The organism is Pseudoxanthomonas sp. (assembly GCF_002863005.1).
Classification (GTDB): domain Bacteria; phylum Pseudomonadota; class Gammaproteobacteria; order Xanthomonadales; family Xanthomonadaceae; genus Pseudoxanthomonas_A.
This window is the reverse complement of record NZ_PKDG01000018.1, coordinates 1-16255: the sequence shown is the minus strand read 5'-3', so window position 1 is coordinate 16255 and position 16255 is coordinate 1. Positions and strand designations below refer to the sequence as shown.

Annotated in this window: 14 protein-coding genes; 4 read left to right on the top strand and 10 right to left on the bottom strand. The window is 65.8% G+C overall.

Annotated features, from left to right (window positions below; all coding sequences use genetic code 11):
• Positions 1-26 precede the first annotated feature (26 nt).
• From CYU89_RS07790 to CYU89_RS07755, 8 genes are all read right to left on the bottom strand, one after another.
• Positions 27-869: an ABC transporter permease subunit gene (locus CYU89_RS07790; protein ID WP_296279994.1), complete on the bottom strand. Its 843-nt coding sequence runs from the start codon at positions 867-869 to the stop codon at positions 27-29.
• Positions 866-1780, bottom strand: a complete 915-nt coding sequence (locus CYU89_RS07785; RefSeq protein ID WP_296279993.1) for an ABC transporter permease subunit — start codon at positions 1778-1780, stop codon at positions 866-868. The genes CYU89_RS07790 and CYU89_RS07785 overlap by 4 nt, the downstream gene beginning before the upstream one ends.
• Positions 1777-2913 carry a polyamine ABC transporter ATP-binding protein gene (gene potA, locus CYU89_RS07780; protein ID WP_296279991.1) on the bottom strand — a complete coding sequence of 379 codons (1137 nt, stop codon included), beginning with the start codon at positions 2911-2913 and terminating at the stop codon, positions 1777-1779. Before potA ends, CYU89_RS07785 begins: the two co-directional genes overlap by 4 nt.
• A gap of 101 nt (positions 2914-3014) precedes the next feature.
• Positions 3015-4136 carry a polyamine ABC transporter substrate-binding protein gene (locus CYU89_RS07775; protein ID WP_296279990.1) on the bottom strand — a complete coding sequence of 374 codons (1122 nt, stop codon included), beginning with the start codon at positions 4134-4136 and terminating at the stop codon, positions 3015-3017.
• A gap of 199 nt (positions 4137-4335) precedes the next feature.
• On the bottom strand, positions 4336-5451 hold the full coding sequence (locus CYU89_RS07770) for a polyamine ABC transporter substrate-binding protein (RefSeq protein ID WP_296279988.1): 1116 nt from the start codon (positions 5449-5451) through the stop codon (positions 4336-4338).
• Positions 5452-5543: 92 nt separating this feature from the next.
• Entirely contained in the window at positions 5544-6908 is a 1365-nt protein-coding gene (locus CYU89_RS07765; RefSeq protein ID WP_296279986.1) for an aspartate aminotransferase family protein, read from the bottom strand.
• Between the two features lie 175 nt (positions 6909-7083).
• Positions 7084-8478 (bottom strand): glutamine synthetase family protein, encoded by a 1395-nt coding sequence (locus CYU89_RS07760; protein WP_296279984.1) that lies wholly within the window; start codon positions 8476-8478, stop codon positions 7084-7086.
• Positions 8479-8589: 111 nt separating this feature from the next.
• Positions 8590-9351, bottom strand: a complete 762-nt coding sequence (locus CYU89_RS07755; RefSeq protein ID WP_296279983.1) for a gamma-glutamyl-gamma-aminobutyrate hydrolase family protein — start codon at positions 9349-9351, stop codon at positions 8590-8592.
• A gap of 209 nt (positions 9352-9560) precedes the next feature.
• On the opposite strand from CYU89_RS07755, the gene CYU89_RS07750 reads away from it, so the two are divergent.
• The 4 genes from CYU89_RS07750 (at position 9561) to CYU89_RS07735 (ending at position 14380) form a co-directional block, all read left to right on the top strand.
• Positions 9561-10940, top strand: coding sequence for a glutamine synthetase family protein (locus CYU89_RS07750; protein WP_296279981.1), 1380 nt, complete (start codon positions 9561-9563; stop codon positions 10938-10940).
• A 16-nt stretch (positions 10941-10956) separates the two neighbouring features.
• Positions 10957-12240, top strand: coding sequence for an FAD-binding oxidoreductase (locus CYU89_RS07745; protein WP_296279978.1), 1284 nt, complete (start codon positions 10957-10959; stop codon positions 12238-12240).
• A 97-nt stretch (positions 12241-12337) separates the two neighbouring features.
• On the top strand, positions 12338-13642 hold the full coding sequence (locus CYU89_RS07740; protein WP_296279976.1) for a diguanylate cyclase: 1305 nt from the start codon (positions 12338-12340) through the stop codon (positions 13640-13642).
• Positions 13643-13918: 276 nt separating this feature from the next.
• On the top strand, positions 13919-14380 hold the full coding sequence (locus tag CYU89_RS07735) for a bacteriohemerythrin (protein ID WP_296279975.1): 462 nt from the start codon (positions 13919-13921) through the stop codon (positions 14378-14380).
• Between the two features lie 131 nt (positions 14381-14511).
• Here the strand turns inward: CYU89_RS07735 and CYU89_RS07730 are convergent, their stop codons facing one another.
• The gene (locus tag CYU89_RS07730; RefSeq protein WP_296279972.1) at positions 14512-15789 is read right to left on the bottom strand and encodes an MFS transporter; all 1278 of its coding nucleotides are present in this window, start codon (positions 15787-15789) and stop codon (positions 14512-14514) included.
• A gap of 215 nt (positions 15790-16004) precedes the next feature.
• Positions 16005-16255, bottom strand: a 251-nt coding sequence (locus CYU89_RS07725) for an aldehyde dehydrogenase family protein (RefSeq protein WP_296279970.1), incomplete at its 5' end; no start/stop codon positions are given.

The following is a 16255-nucleotide window of genomic DNA, read 5'->3' as shown; positions in this document are numbered from 1 at the left end:
GCCGGAGGTGCGTGACCGCCAGGGTGCTACCCGTTGTCCTGCAGCGCCAGTTGCATGTCGCGCTGGCGACGCTTCTCTTCCCGGGCCATGAACCACCAGCCCAGGAACGCAGCCACGCTGACCACCAGGATCATCAGCGTCGCGAGCGCATTGATCTTCGGACTCAGGCCCATGCGCACGGACGAGAACACCTTCATCGGCAGCGTGGTCGAACTGGGCCCGGCGACGAAACTGGCGATCACCACGTCGTCCAGCGACAACGTGAATGCCAGCAGCCAGCCCGACACCAGCGCCGGCGCGATGATCGGCAGCGTGATGAGGAAGAACACCTTGATGCGGTTCGCGCCCAGGTCCATGGCGGCTTCTTCCAGCGACTTGTCCAGCTCCGCCAGTCGCGAAGACACCACCACGGTGACGAAGGCCAGGGTGAAGGTCACGTGCGCGATCCAGATCGACAGGATGCCGCGCGGTTGCAGCCCCACCACCTGGCCGAGCGAGACGAACATCAGCAGGATCGACAGGCCGATGATCACTTCCGGCATCACCAGCGGCGCGGTGATCAACGCGCCGAACAGCGTCTTGCCCGGGAAGCGGCGCATGCGCGTCATCACCAGGGCCGCCATCGTGCCGAGCACCACGGCCGCCGTCGCCGTCCAGAACGCGACCTTGATGCTGATCCATGCCGCCTGCAGCATCTGCGTATCGCGGAACAGCTCGGCGTACCACTTCAACGAGAATCCGGACCACACCGTAGCCAGGCGCGACTCGTTGAACGAATACACCATCAGGATGATGACCGGCACGTAGAGGAAGGCGAAGCCGAGCCCCAGGATCGTCCAGTTGACCGCGCGGTGTCCGGTGCGGCTCATGTCAGCCTCCCTTCCATCTCGCGCTGCTGCACGCGGTTGAAGATCAGGATGGGGATCAGCAGCAGGATCAGCATGACGATGGCCACCGCCGACGCCGCCGGCCAGTCGCGGTTGTTGAAGAACTCGCCCCACAGCACGCGGCCGATCATCAGCGTGTCCGGGCCACCGAGCAGTTCGGGGATGACGAACTCGCCGACCGCCGGGATCATCACCAGCATGCAGCCGGCGATGATGCCGGCCTTCGACAGCGGCAGGGTGATGGTGAAGAACGCCTTCCACGGTTTGGCGCCGAGGTCGTAGGCGGCCTCGAGCAGGCGGTGGTCGTGCTTCACCAGGTTGGTGTACAGCGGCAGCACCATGAAGGGCAGGTAGCAATAGACGATGCCGATGTACGCCGCCATCGGCGTGTACAGGATCTGCAGCGGTTCGTCGATCAGGCCGATCTTCATCAGCAGGTTGTTGAGCAGGCCGTTGTTCTTGAGGATGCCGATCCACGCGTAGACGCGGATGAGGAACGACGTCCACGACGGCAGCACCACCAGCATCATCGCGATGTTGCGCGACGAGGGGGGCATGCGGGCGATGACGTAGGCGATCGGATACGCGACCAGCAGCGCGAGGAAGGTCGAGATTGCCGCGATCTTGATCGAGCTGAGGTAGGCGGCCACGTACTGGGAGTCGGTGAACAGCGCCGCATAGTTGCCCAGGTTGAGCTTGAGCGTGAGCGCCTCGTCGATGTACTCGAGGATGGGCGTATAGGGCGGCATCGCGATCGCCAGCTTGGCGAACGAGATCTTCAGCACGATCAGGAAGGGAATGGCGAAGAACAGCAGCAGCCAGACGTAGGGCACCGAGATCACGCCCCAGCGTGGCCCCGGCAGGCGCTTGCCCAGGGAGCGGAGAAGGTTCATGACGTCAGCACCACGCCATCGTTGTCGCCCCACCATACCCAGACTTCATCGTTCCAGGTGAGGCCTTCGCTGGCCCAGCGCTGCACGTTGGCGAAATTGGCCATGAACTTGTACCCGCTCGGCAGGCGCACGTGGTAGACCGAATGGCTGCCGAAGTACGCGATGTCCTCGATCACGCCCTTGGCCTTGTTGTGCGGCTGCTGCGGCTCCTGCTTGCCGATCCCAAGCTTTTCCGGCCGCACCGCGAACCCGACCTCCTGCCCTTCGAAGCCCGAGATGCCGTGACCGATGTAGATCGGATCGGGCAACTGCGGCGAGCGGATGGTGACGTAGTTCGCTTCGTCCTCCTCGACCGCGCCCTCGATCAGGTTGACCGAGCCGATGAACTCGGCGGCGAAGCGGCTGGTCGGCTGCTCGTAGATTTCATCCGGCGTGCCGACCTGGCGGATCCAGCCCTGGTCCATCAGCGCGATGCGGGTGGCCATCGTCATCGCTTCTTCCTGGTCGTGGGTGACCATCACGCAGGTCACGCCCGACTTCTCGATGATGCTCACCAGCTCCAGTTGCATCTGCGACCGCAGCTTCTTGTCCAGCGCGCCCATCGGCTCGTCCAGCAGCAGCAGCTTAGGTCCTTTCGCCAGCGACCGCGCCAGCGCCACGCGCTGCTGCTGGCCGCCGGAAAGCTGGTGCGGCTTGCGCTTGGCCAGCTTGCCCAGCTGCACCAGCGCCAGCATCTCATCGACGCGCTTCCTGATCGCCTCCCTGGACAGGCCGTCCTGCTTCAGGCCGAAGGCGATGTTCTGCTCCACCGTCATGTGCGGGAACAGCGCGTAGGACTGGAACATCATGTTGAGCGGCCGCTCGTAGGGCGGCAGGTCGTTGAGCAACTGGCCGTCCAGGAAGATCTTGCCGGAGGTCGGCTTCTCGAACCCGGCCAGGCAGCGGAGCAGCGTCGATTTGCCGCTGCCCGAGCCTCCCAGCAGCGCGAAGATCTCGCCCTTGCGGATGGTCAGGTTGGTGTCGTCGACCGCGACGAACCCGTCGAACTCCTTGCGGACGTCGACGATGCGCAGGTACTCCTGCGCGTTCGCCTTGCCGTTCTGTGCCGCGCCGTTGCCCTGTTCTGCCGCCATGGAGATCCCCTGGTCGCCGGGCAGCCTGGGCGCCGGCATGGATGTGGGTATGAGCGATCACGCAAGGCCGGGACGGCGTCTGTCCGTCCCGGCCAGGGCGTTTACTTGCCGGTCTTCAGTTCCGTCCAGATCCGCGTGTACTGGCGATCGACCTCGGGCGTGATGATGGCGAAGGTGAACAGCTTCGCTTCGACGTCCGGCGTCGGGTAGATCGTGGGATCGCCGGTGATCGACGTGTCCATCAGCGCCTTCGCCTTCGGGATGGCATTCGGATAGCTGATGAAGTTGGAGTTGTTGGCCATCACCTGCGGGTCGAGCAGGTTGTTGATGAAGGCGTAGGCCTCGTCGACGTGCTTGGCGTCCTTCGGGATGGCCAGCATGTCGAACCATTGCGGGGCGCCTTCCTTCGGGATCGCATACGCGATGTTGACGCCGTTCTTGGCTTCCACCGCGCGATCGCGCGCCTGGATGATGTCGCCCGACCAGCCGACGACCAGGCAGGTGTCGCCGTTGGCCATGGCATCGATGTACTGCGAGGAATGGAAGTTGGTGATGTACGGGCGGATGGTCTTCAGCAGTGCGGCGGCCTTGTCGATCACCGCAGGATCCTGGCTGTTCGGGTCCTCGCCCAGGTAGTTCAGGGCGATCGGGATGATTTCCGACGGTGTGTCGAGGAAGGTCACGCCGCAATCCTTCAGCTTGCTGATGTTCTCCGGCTTGAAGACGATGTCGAGGCTGTTGGCGACATCGGTGCTGCCGAACGCGGCCTTGACCTTGTCGACGTTGTAGCCGATGCCGGTGGTGCCCCACATGTAGGGGATGGCGTACTGGTTGCCGGGGTCCTGGTTCTCCAGCCGCTTCATGATGGCCGGGTCCAGGTTGGCGTAGTTGGGGATCTTGCTCTTGTCCAGCGGCAGGAATACGCCGGCCTGGATCTGCCGCCCGAGGAAGTTCATCGTCGGCACCACCACGTCGTAGCCGCTGCTGCCCGCCAGCAGCTTGGTTTCCAGTACTTCGTTGCTGTCGAACACGTCATAGGTCACCTTGATGCCGGTGGCCTTCTCGAAGTTGGGGATGGTGTCCTCGGCGATGTAGTCGGACCAGTTGTAGACGTTGACCTGCTTGGCGCCGCCGGTGTCGGCGCCGCCGTCGCTGCCGGATTTTCCGCCGCAAGCGGCAAGGGTACAGAGGGCCAGGGTGGTTGCCAGTACGCGCAGTTTCATCAATCTCTCTCCATTCGGCCCGCGAGGGCGGCTTGATGTGGTCCCGGACCGGCCTGGGCCGCCGCGGGCGTGCTGTCATTGCAATGGCGTGTTCCGTGCCGTCCCGCTCCCCTACCCCCTCCCTGTGGCGTCGCCGGCTTGCACGGGCGATGCCACGATGACAAAGGGCGCGTCCTCGCCGGCACGCGCCCGTGGTGTTTCAGCGTCCGGTCTTCAGCTCCGTCCAGATGCGCGTGTACTGGCGATCCACGTCCGGCGGCAGCACCGCGAAGGTGAACAGCTTCGCGTCGACGTCGGCGGGCGGGTAGATCGTCGGATCGTCCGCGATCGCCTTGTCGACCATCGGCTTCGACGACGGCACCGGATTGGGATACGTCACGAAGTTGGTGTTCGCCGCAGCGACCTTCGGGTCCAGCAGGTAGTTGATGAAGGCGTAGGCGCTGTCGACGTTCTTCGCATCCTTCGGGATGGCCAGCATGTCGAACCACTGCGGCGCGCCTTCCTTCGGGATGGAGTACGCCACGTTGACCCCGTTGCCCGACTCCGCCGCGCGATCACGCGCCTGGATGATGTCGCCGGACCAGCCCACCACCAGGCAGACATCGCCGTTGGCCAGGTCGTTGATGTACGAGGACGAGTGGAAGTTTCGGATGTACGGGCGGATCGACTTCAGCAGCGCCGCGGCCTTGTCGATCACCTTGGGATCGAAGCTGTGCGGATCCTCGCCCAGGTAGTTCAGCGCGATCGGGATCAGCTCCGACGGCGTATCCAGCACGGTGATCCCGCAGTCCTTCAGCTTGGCCGCGTTCTCCGGCTTGAACACCACGTCCCAGCTGCCGGTGACGGCGGTGTCGCCGAAGATGGCCTTGATCTTGTCGACGTTGTAGCCGATGCCACTGGTGCCCCACAGGTACGGCACCGCGAACTGGTTGCCCGGATCCTGCAGCGCGATCCGCTCGAGCATCTTGGGGTCGACGTTCTTCAGGTTCGGGATCCTGCTCTTGTCCAGCGGCAGGAACACGCCGGCCTGGATCTGGCGACCCAGGAAGCTCAGCGACGGCACCACCACGTCGTAGCCACTGCTGCCGGCCAGCAGCTTGGTCTCGACCATCTCGTCGCTGTCGAACACGTCGTAGGTGACCCTGACGCCCGACTGCTGCTCGAAGTTCGGGATCGTGTCCTCGGCGATGTAGTCGGACCAGTTGTAGACATTGAGCACCTTCGACGGCGCACCGTCGGCGGCCTTGTCATCCTTGCCGCCACAGGCGGCCAGCACGGCGGCAGCCAGCATGACGGTGAGGGCTTTGAGCTTCATCGGGGTCTCCATGGAACAGGAACGGGGGATGGGAACCATCATACGCCCGCGCTGCGAGGGCGTGACGCAGCGCACGGGCCGCTTCGATGGCCTCACATGCCCAGGTCCGTCGCGGTGTCGTCGAGCGCCTTCCACGTCTTGTCGAACAGTTCGTCCACCTGCGCACGGGTGATGATCAACGGCGGCGAGAGCAGCATGGCGTCCCAGGTCGCGCGCAGGATCAGCCCATGCTTCAACGCGTGGTCGCGGCAACGCGGACCGACGGTGCCCCGCTCGGGGAAGAAGGCGCGCTTCTTCTTGTCCGGCACCAGTTCCAGCGCGCCCACCATGCCGGCGATGCGCGCCTGTCCGACCAAGCGGTGCTCGCCCAGTTCCGCCCAGCGCTGGGCCAGGTAGGGCGCGGTGTCGGTCTTCGCGGTTTCGACGATCTTCTCGTCCTGCAGGATGCGGATGTTCTCGAGTGCCACTGCAGCACACACCGGGTGGCCCGAGTAGGTGGCGCCATGCGCCAGCTCGCCGCCCCGCTCCTTCAGCACGCTGGCCACGCGATCGTTGAACATCGCCGCACCGAGCGGGATGTAGCCGGACGTGATGCCCTTGGCCACCGGCATGATGTCGGGCTGGAAACCGAAATACTGCGAGCCGAACCACTCGCCCGTGCGCCCGAAACCACAGATCACCTCGTCGGCCACCAGCAGTACGTCGTACTGGCGGCAGATGCGTTCGATCTCCGGCCAATAGGTCTTCGGCGGGATGTAGACGCCGATCGCGCCCATGATGGGTTCGCCGATGAACGCGGCCACGCGCTCGGACCCCAGTTCCAGGATCTTCTGCTCCAGCCGGCGTGCGGCGACCAGGCCGTACTCGTCTTCGGACAGGTCGCCGCCGTCGGCGAACCAGAACGGCGGATCGATGTGGTGGATGTCGGGGATCGGCAGGCCACCCTGCTTGTGCATGCCCTTCATGCCACCGAGGCTGGCGCCGGCCATCGTGGTGCCGTGGTAACCATCATGGCGGCCGATGAAGATGTTCTTCGCCGGCTGGTCCTGCACCGCCCAGAAGTGGCGGACCATGCGCAGGATGGTGTCGTTCGCCTCGGAGCCGGAATTGACGAAGAAGGAATGATTGAGGTCGCCCGGCGCGAGTTCCGCCAGCTTCGCTGCCAGTTCGATCGTCGGCTCAGTCGTGCACTGGAAGAAGCTGTTGTAGTAGGCGAGCTGCGTCATCTGCTTCGATGCCACCTCGCCCAGTTCCTTGCGCCCGTAGCCGATGTTGACGCACCACAGCCCGGCGAAGGCATCGAGCAGCTTGTTGCCGTCGGCATCCCAGACGTAGCAGCCCTCGCCCTTGGTGAGGATGCGTGTGCCCCGCTTCGCCAGCGCGGCATTGTCGTTGAACGGATGCAGGTGGTGCTCGGCGTCGAGCTTCTGCAGGGTGCGGGTGTCGAGTTGGGTCATAAGGGCTCCGTGATATCGAGCCCCTCTCCCACCGGCGACCAAAGGAAGTCCCTGTGGGAGAGAGGGGTTGGGGTGAGGGTCCGGCGGAATCATCAGTGATGAATCATCCCGATTCCGCCGCACCCTCATCCGGCGCTTCGCACCACCTTCTCCCGGAGGGAAAAGGGAACAACAGTCAGACGTTCAACAACAGGAATTCCCGCTCCCACGAACTGATCACCCGGAAGAAGGTCTCGTATTCCTTGCGCTTGACCGATACGTACGCACGCACGAAGCGCGCGCCCATCAGCTCCTGCAGCGGCTTGCAGCCTTCGAGTTCGTCCAGCGCCTCGCCCAGCGACCGCGGCAGTTCGAACCCGATGTCCTGCGCGCTGCTGGCCAGCGGCTCGGTCGGCTTGAGTTGTTCACGGATGCCCAGCAGGCCGCAGGCCAGCGTCGCGGCCATCGCGAGATAGGGATTGGCATCGGAGCCGGCGAAACGACTCTCCACGCGCATGTTCTCCGGTGTGTCCATCGGCACCCGCAGGCCGCAGGTACGGTTGTCGTACCCCCACTGCACGTTGATCGGTGCCACCTGCCCAAGCGCCAGCCGCCGATACGAATTGACGTTGGGGCCGAAGAAAGCCATCGCCATGGGCACGTACTTCTGCAGCCCCGCCAGGTAGTGGCCGAACAGCTTGCTGCCCTTGCCCTCCGTCTTGCCGGTGAACACATTGCGGCCCGTCTTCACGTCCACCAGGCTCTGGTGGATGTGCATGGCGCTGCCGGGCTCGTTCTCCATCGGCTTGGCCAGGAAGGTGGCGTACACGCCATGGCGCATCGCCGCCTCGCGCATCGTGCGCTTGAACAGGAACACCTGGTCGGCGCGCGACAACGCATCGTCATGGGTGAAGTTCACCTCGAGCTGGGCGGCGCCGGATTCGTGGATCAGCGTGTCCACGTCCAGTTCCATGGCGTCGCAGTAGTCGTACATCAGGTCGAGGATCGGGTCGAACTCGTTGACCGCATCGATGGAATACGACTGCCGTGCGGTCTCCGGGCGACCCGAGCGCCCGGCGGGCGGCAGGAGCGGGAAATCGGGGTCGGTGTTCTTCTGCACCAGGAAGAATTCCAGTTCCGGCGCGACGACCGGGCGCAGGCCTTCTTTCTCGTACGCGGCCAGCACGCGGCGCAACACGTTGCGTGGCGCCAGGTCATGCGGCTTGCCGTCCTTGGTATGGCAGTCGTGGATGACCTGCGCGGTGGGGTCGGTCGCCCAGGGCACCATCCGCACGGTATCCGGGTCCGGCCGCAGGAACATGTCCGAATCCGACGGCGACGTCAGGTCGTAATAGTCGTCCGGATAGTCGCCGGTGACGGTGGTGGCGAAAATGCCTTCCGGCAGGCGCGTGCCGTAGTCGTGGCTGAACTTGTCGGCCGGAATGATCTTGCCGCGTGCGATGCCGGTGATGTCCGGCACCAGGCACTCGACCTCGGTGATGCTGCGTTCCTTCAGCCAGCGGCGCAATGAACTGTCGGCCGGCTCGGGCGCGGCAGGCTTCTTTCGGGGGTTCGGCTTCTTCTGGCTCATGGTGTCGGTGCGATCGGTAAGGGAGAGAGGAACGGCCGCCTTGCGCGCCGGCGCGCTACGCCGCCACGTCGTGGCGTGTGCTCCCTCTCCATGGCGGGGGATGCCGCCGCTTCATGCCACCGCCCCGCGCCGGGCCGCACGGGCACGGCAGGCATCGCCGAAAGCGCGGAAGATCGCGAGATAGAACGGGTTTTCCGTCACCTTCCATTCCGGATGCCACTGCACCGCCAGCATGAAGGCGGAGCCGTCATGCCGGAACGCTTCAATCAGGCCGTCGGGTGCCTGCGCCTCGACCACTAGGCCGTCGCCCAGCCGACGCACACCCTGGCCGTGCAACGAGTTCACGCTGGCCTGCGTCACCCCGGACAGCTTGGCCAGCAGGCCACCCGGCACCAGCGCGATGTCGTGCGCCGGCCCGTACTGCACGTCCAGGGGATCGTCCTTGTTTTCGCGATGGTCCATGAGGCCTGGCTGCTCGTGTACCTTCTGGTACAGCGTGCCGCCGAAAGCGACATTGGCCTCCTGGAAGCCGCGGCAGATCGCCAGCACGGGCACCCCCACTTCGATGGCGAGCGGGATCAGCGGCAGATTGGTCGCGTCGCGGCGGGGATCCAGCAGGTTGCCTTCATAGCTGGATTCGTCACTGTAATGGTGCGGCTCGATGTTGCTGACGGCGCCCGTCAGCAGCAGGCCATCGAGGCTGTCGAGCACCTGGCGCAGCGGCAGTACGGGATCCAGCGTCGGGATCAGCAGCGGCAGGCAGCCCGCCCCGTCGACCACCGCGCGCACGTATTTCTCGCCGACGGCAAGAAAGGGATGCGCACCGATTTGCTTGTGGTCGGTCGGCAGACCGACCCGCGGCAGCGGGGTCATGCAGGAAGCCCGGAATGGCTTGCAGGCACGTTAACCCGGCCGTTTTATTTTTACAACACGAAGGGCTCGGATGACATTTTTGGCGCCCATATGGTGCGCTGCGGCACCAAATTCGGGCGTTTCAGCGGCCCATTGGAAACTTCGCGTTGAGTATTCTTGACGCATCGAACGCTCTGCTAAGCTGCGCCGCAGCCTCCTGGATGACCCTCATGCGCCCCGATTCCGACGCGTCTTCCCTGCCCGCCGACGATGCCGCCACGCTCGCGTCCATCCCCGACTGCGAGCAGATCGACCTGCTGCTGCCCGACATGAACGGACTGCTGCGCGGCAAGCGCATCACCCGCGATGCGCTGGAGAAGGTCTACCGCGACGGCGTCTGCCTGCCGATGTCACTGATCGCTACCGACATCACCGGCAACACGGTCGAGGAAACCGGGCTGGGTTACGACATCGGCGACGAGGACCGCATCTGCCGCCCGGTACCGGGCTCGCTGCGGCCCGTGCCGTGGTCGCCGCGCCCCGCCGCCCAGCTGCTGCTGAGCATGGAGGACGCGAAGGGCGGCATGTTCGAGGCCAACCCGCGCGACGTGCTCAAGCGCGTGCTCGCACGCTACGCCGCGCGCGGCCTGAAGCCGGTGGTCGCGGTGGAACTGGAGTTCTACCTGTTCGACCAGCGCATGGACGATGCAGGACGCCCTCGCACGTCGATCAATCCGGCGACCGGGCAACGCAACACCAGCACGCAGGTCTACTACATGGAAGACCTGAACGACTACCGCGGCTTCACCGATGCGGTCGCCGCTGCGTGTCGTGCGCAGCGCATCCCGGCCGATACCGCCGTGGCCGAGTACGCGCCGGGCCAGTTCGAAATCAACCTCAAGCATCGCGACGATGCCCTGCTCGCTTGCGACGATGCGATCTACCTCAAGCGCGCGATCAAGGCGGCTGCGCAGCAGCAGGGCCTGATGGCGAGCTTCATGGCCAAGCCGTTCGCCGAGCAGGCGGGCAGCGGCATGCATATCCACGCCAGCGTGCTGGATGCCGATGGCCGCAACATCTTCGCCTCGCCGCAGACGGCCCCGGCCGCTGCGCTGAGGCACGCCATCGGCGGCCTGCAGCGGAGCGACCAGGACTGCCTGCTGCTGTTCGCGCCGCACGCCAACAGCTACCGGCGCTTCGTGCTCAACGCGTTCGTCCCGCTCAACGACGTGTGGGGTTACAACAACCGCACCGTCGCCATGCGCATCCCGCACAGCGACGAAGCCAACACCCGGATCGAGCACCGCATCGCCGGCGCCGACGCCAACATCTACCTCGTCACTGCCGCCGTGTTGGCCGGCATGCTGCACGGCATCGAACAGGGCTTCGATCCCGGCCCGCCGATCACCGGCAACGCCTACGACCAGACCGAGATCCGTACGCCGTTCTGGCGCGAGGCCATCGGCGCGTTCATGGGCAGCGAGTTCATCCGCGAGCAGTTCGGCACGTCCTTCCAGCACATCTACGGCCAGCAGAAGCTCAAGGAGATGCACAGCTTCTACACCGAAGTGACCGACCTGGAATACGCGTGGTACCTGCGATCGGTGTGAACCAGGCGCTGCCCGCATGACGTCCGCGCATACCTATCCCGACAGCTGGTACGCCGCCAGCACGTCGCCGCTGCCATCGCAGCCGGCACTGGAAGGCCGCATCGAGGCCGACGTCTGCATCCTCGGCGCCGGCTACACCGGCCTGTCGGCGGCGCTGGAACTTGCCGAAGCCGGCTACAAGGTGGTCGTGCTGGAAGCCGAGCGCATCGGCTGGGGCGCCTCGGGCCGCAATGGTGGCCAGGCCATTGCCGGCTTCAGCTGCGGCGAAGCGAAGCTCGAAGCGCTGGTCGGCTTCGACGATGCGAAGAAGATGTTCGACCTGTCGCTGGAGGGCCTGCGCTGGCTGCGCGGGCGGATCGACCGGCACGGCATCGACTGCGACTGGCGCGACGGGCACGCCACCGTACCGATCAAGGCGCGCCAGCAACGCGACGTGCAGGAGGCCGTGGAGGAGTTCAACACGCGCTACCACCACCCGGTGCAGTGGTGGGATCGCGAGCGCCTGCGCGGCGAGCTCGCCAGCGACCGCTATCTTGGCGCAATGTACGATCCGGTCAGCGGCCACCTCCATCCGCTCGCCTATGCATTGGGGCTCGGACGCGCGGCGCTGGATGCGGGCGTGCGCATCTTCGAAGCTTCCCGCGTGACGGAGCTCGTACGGGGCACGCGTCCGCTGCTGAAGACCGCGCAGGGCGAGGTCGCCTGCGATACCGTGATCCTCGCCGGCAACGCGCTGCTGCGCGGCATCGCGCCGGAACTCGAATCGCGCATGATGCCGGTGGGCACCTACATCGCCGCCACGCCGCCGCTGGGCGAGCAGCGCGCGCGCGCGCTGATCCGCAACGACATGGCGGTGGCGGACACCAACTGGGCGCTGGACTACTTCCGGCTGGGCCGCGACCACCGCCTGCTGTTCGGCGGTCGCGCCAGCTATTCGACGATGACGCCCCCGAACCTGCGCGGCGTGATGACGCGCCGCATGCACCGCGTATTCCCGCAGTTGCGCGACGTGGGCATCGAGTACCTGTGGGGCGGAATGATCGACATCTCGCTCAACCGTGCGCCGCACTGGGGCCGGCTGGCGCCGAACCTGTACTTCGCCCAGGGCTTCTCGGGACATGGCCTGATCGCCGCGTGCCTGGCGGGCACGACGCTCGCCCAGGCGATCCGCGGTCAATCCGAGCGGCTGGACCTGTTCGAGAAGATCGACCACCACCCGTTCCCGGGCGGCCGTGCGCTGCGCACGCCGCTCCTGGTCGCCGGAATGGCCTGGTACAAGCTGCGCGACGCACTCTGGTGAGCGGCGCCGGCAGCCGCGCATTCCGTGACGCTGCTCTCAAGTCCCGTCCGCCCGGGCCGATAGACATGAAAGGAAACCTTCCTCGGCCTTCCCGAGCATGTCCAGTCCGCAACGCGCCGTATCCGCCATCGCCAGCCAATCGCCCCTGCCCCAGCGGATCCTGGTGGTGGAGAACTCGCGCACGCATGCGCGCCTGATCGGCGAAGCGATCGAACAGAAGCTCAGCCTGCCGGTCGTCTACGCCGCCACGCTGGACGAGGCGCGCACGACGCTGGAGAAGCATCCGGACTGGTTCATGGTGGTCACCAGCCTGGTCCTGGCCGACGGCAGCCACGACGAGGTGGTGGAGTTCTTCCTGTCCCGGCAGTTGCCCACCGTGGTCGTCAGCGGCGTCTACGACGACACGCTGCGCGAGCAGGTACTGCGACGGCAGGTGGTGGACTACGTCCTCAAGAACACGCCAGGCAGCATCGACTATCTCGTGTGGCTGGTGCAGCGCCTGGAACGCAACCGCCGCATCGCCGCCCTGATCGTGGACGACTCCCGTTCCGCCCGCCAGCACGCGGCCGCGCTGTTGTCGATGTACGGCTTCCGCGTGGTGGAAGCGGCGGATGGCGAGGCCGGCCTGGCCATGCTCGACGCCAACCCCGACATCCGCCTGGCGATCGTCGACCAGGAAATGCCCGGCATGAAGGGCCACGAGTTCACCCGTCGCCTGCGTGCGCGCCACGCCCGCGACCACCTGGCGATCATCGGCATCTCGGGCACCAGCGATGGCAGCCTGGTCCCGCGCTTCCTGAAGAGCGGCGCCAATGACTTCCTGCACAAGCCGTTCTCGCGCGAGGAATTCTTCTGCCGCGTCTCGCAGAACATCGACCAGCTGGAACTGATCGGCACCCTGCAGGATCTCGCCACCCGCGACTTCCTCACCGGCCTGCCCAACCGCCGCCACTTCCTGTCCGAGTGCCATGCCCTGCTGCCGAACACCCTGGGCAGGCAACAGTCGGTGACGGCCGCCATCATCGACATCGACCACTTCAAGCACATCAACGACACCCACGGCCATGAAGCCGGCGATATCGCACTGAAGGCCGTCGCCCAGGCCATCGCGCGCCATGCGGGTACGCAGGACCTGATCGCGCGCTTCGGCGGCGAGGAGTTCTGCGCGCTGGTGCCGTACCTGGGCGAAAGCGAAGCCGTGGACTACTTCGAATCGCTGCGCGCCTCGATCGAGGCCCTCGACGTCGACATCGGCGAGCGCATACTGAAGATGACGGTCAGCGTCGGCGTGTTCCGCACGCGCTTTCCCGGCCAGACCCTCAATCACTTGCTCAGCGAAGCGGACCGGCGGCTGTACCTGGCGAAGGCCGGTGGGCGGAACCGGGTGGTGTCGAGCGGCTAACCGCTTTCTGTAGGAGCGACGTAAGTCGCGACCGCAGAAGCGAGGTGCCGGCGATGCATGAGGACAGCGCGGAAAGCCGGACATGGTCTGGAGGTGATTCGCCCGATCATGCGGCCCTGAGTGTGTCACGTCGGCGGTCGCGACTCACGTCGCTCCTACAGGGACCCACAGATCCCTGCGACCGAATGCCACAGCATTGATCCCGATCAATGCCGCGACATCCGCCCGCACCTAGATTTCCCCGCATTCCGGCATCCGCCGGCAGGGGATCCGAACATGACACTGCTGATCTGGCAGGACGACATGGACACCGGCATCGACATCATCGATGGCCAGCACCGGCGCATCGTGGAGATGATCAACCATCTGCACGTGACCCAGAAGTCGAGGGAGCGTTTCGCCGTCGGCGAAGTGATCGATGAGCTTGTCGACTACACGCTGTCGCACTTCGCGTTCGAGGAAGAGCTGATGGAGGAAGCCGGCTATCCGTTCAGCGCCGCGCACAAGCGCGTGCACGAAGTATTCACCAAGCGCGTGTCCGAGTACCGGCTCCGCTTCGAGGCCGGCGAAGACATCGTGGACGAGCTGCGCAGCATGCTGTCGCGCTGGCTGTTCAACCACATCCGCAACGACGACAAAGCCTATGCGGATACCGTCAAGCGACACTTGAACCAGTTCGTCCGCGAACACCAGCAGGGCGGCTGGCTCACCCGCACCGTGAAGCGCCTGTTCGGGTAGCGTACTGTGTGCGCTTGGGGAGAGATTCTGCGGACGTGCGCGTGGCGCACGCTACGTGACGAATCATGGCGGCGGGATCGTAGTGCGCCATGCGCACGACCATGTGATGCCCCATTGCGAGCGTGGATGCCCTACCGCCGGCGCGGCATCGCCAACAAGGCCAGCAACGTCAGCACGGCCATGCCCGCCAGGTACCAGCCCACCGACGGAAGCCCGTAGCGTTCACCCAGCCGCGTGGCGATGTACGGCGCCGGCGATGCGCCCAGGATGCCGGCCAGGTTGAACGCCAGCGACGCACCCGTGTAGCGCACGGCGGTGGGGAACATCTCCGCCAGGATCGTCCCGCAGGGGCCATAGGTGAGCCCCATCGCGCCCAGACCCAGCGCAAGGAAAGCCAGCACGCCCAGGTCGCTACCCGACTCCAGCAACGGCGCGAACACGAAGCCGAACCCGATGATCAGCAGCGTGGCGACGATCATCGCGTTGCGCCGCCCGAACCGGTCCGCATAGAGCGCCGACAGCGGGATGGTCAGGGCGAAGAACAGCACGCCGACCATCTGCAGCATCAGGAAATGCTCGCGCGTGTAGCCGAGCTTCGACGTACCCCAGCTCAGCGCGAACACGGTCATCAGGTAGAACAGCACGAACGTGGCCACCAGCGCGAGCGTGCCGGTCACCAGGGCGAACGGGTGCTCGCGCACGGTGGTCAGCATCGGCACCTTGACGCGCTCGTCGCGGTCCAGGGCCTTCTGGAAATCCGGCGTCTCGGCGATGCTCAGCCGCACCCACAGGCCGACGAACACCAGCACTGCACTGGCCACGAACGGAATGCGCCAGCCCCAGGCCAGGAACTGCGCATCGCTCATCACTGCGGTCAGCAGCAGGAAGATGCCGGTGGAGAACAGGAAGCCGAGGGGCGCCCCGAGCTGCGGGAACATCCCGTACCAAGCGCGCTTGCCGGGTGGCGCGTTCTCGGTCGCCAGCAACACCGCACCGCCCCACTCGCCGCCCAGCCCGATCCCCTGCCCCAGCCGGCACAGCGCCAGCAGCAGGGGCGCCACGATACCGACCTGCGCGTAGGTGGGCAGCAGGCCGATCAGCACGGTGGAGATACCCATCGTCAGCAGCGCCGCCACCAGCGTCGCCTTGCGTCCGATGCGGTCGCCGTAGTGGCCGAACAGCGCCGACCCCACCGGCCGCGCGATGAACGCCAGCGCGAAAGTGGCGAACGACTGCAGTGTCGCGGTGGTCGGATCCCCCTGCGGGAAGAACAGGTGCGGAAACACCAGCACCGCGGCCGTCGCGTAGATGTAGAAATCGAAGAACTCGATGGTGGTGCCGATCAGGCTGGCGAACAGCACCCGACCGGGCGAGTTGGCGGGCGCGGGAGCGACGGCGGTGGCGGTCATGGACGGGCCGGTGGATGGGACGTGGGCGATTCTGGCAGAAGAACTTCTTGTCGTGAGTCCCCTCTCCCCACGTGCGGGGAGAGGGTGCCGAAGGCGGGTGAGGGGCGAACGGAATCCACGCAAAACAGGCACCGCGACGACGCCGAGTTCGCGCACGCCCCTCATCCGCCCTCCGGGCACCTTCTCCCCGCTTGCGGGGAGAAGGGAGCATGGGATCAGCTCCCCAGATTGATCCAGGTCGCCTTGATCTCGGTGTACTTGTCGAAGGCGTGCAGCGACTTGTCGCGGCCGTTGCCGGACTGCTTGTAGCCGCCGAACGGCGCGGTCATGTCGCCACCGTCCCAGTAGTTCACCCAGACGCTGCCCGCACGCAGCTTGCGCGCCACGCGGTGGGCGCGGCTGATGTCCCGCGTCCACACGCCGGCCGCCAGTCCGTACTCGCTGTCGTTGGCCATCCGCAGCGCTT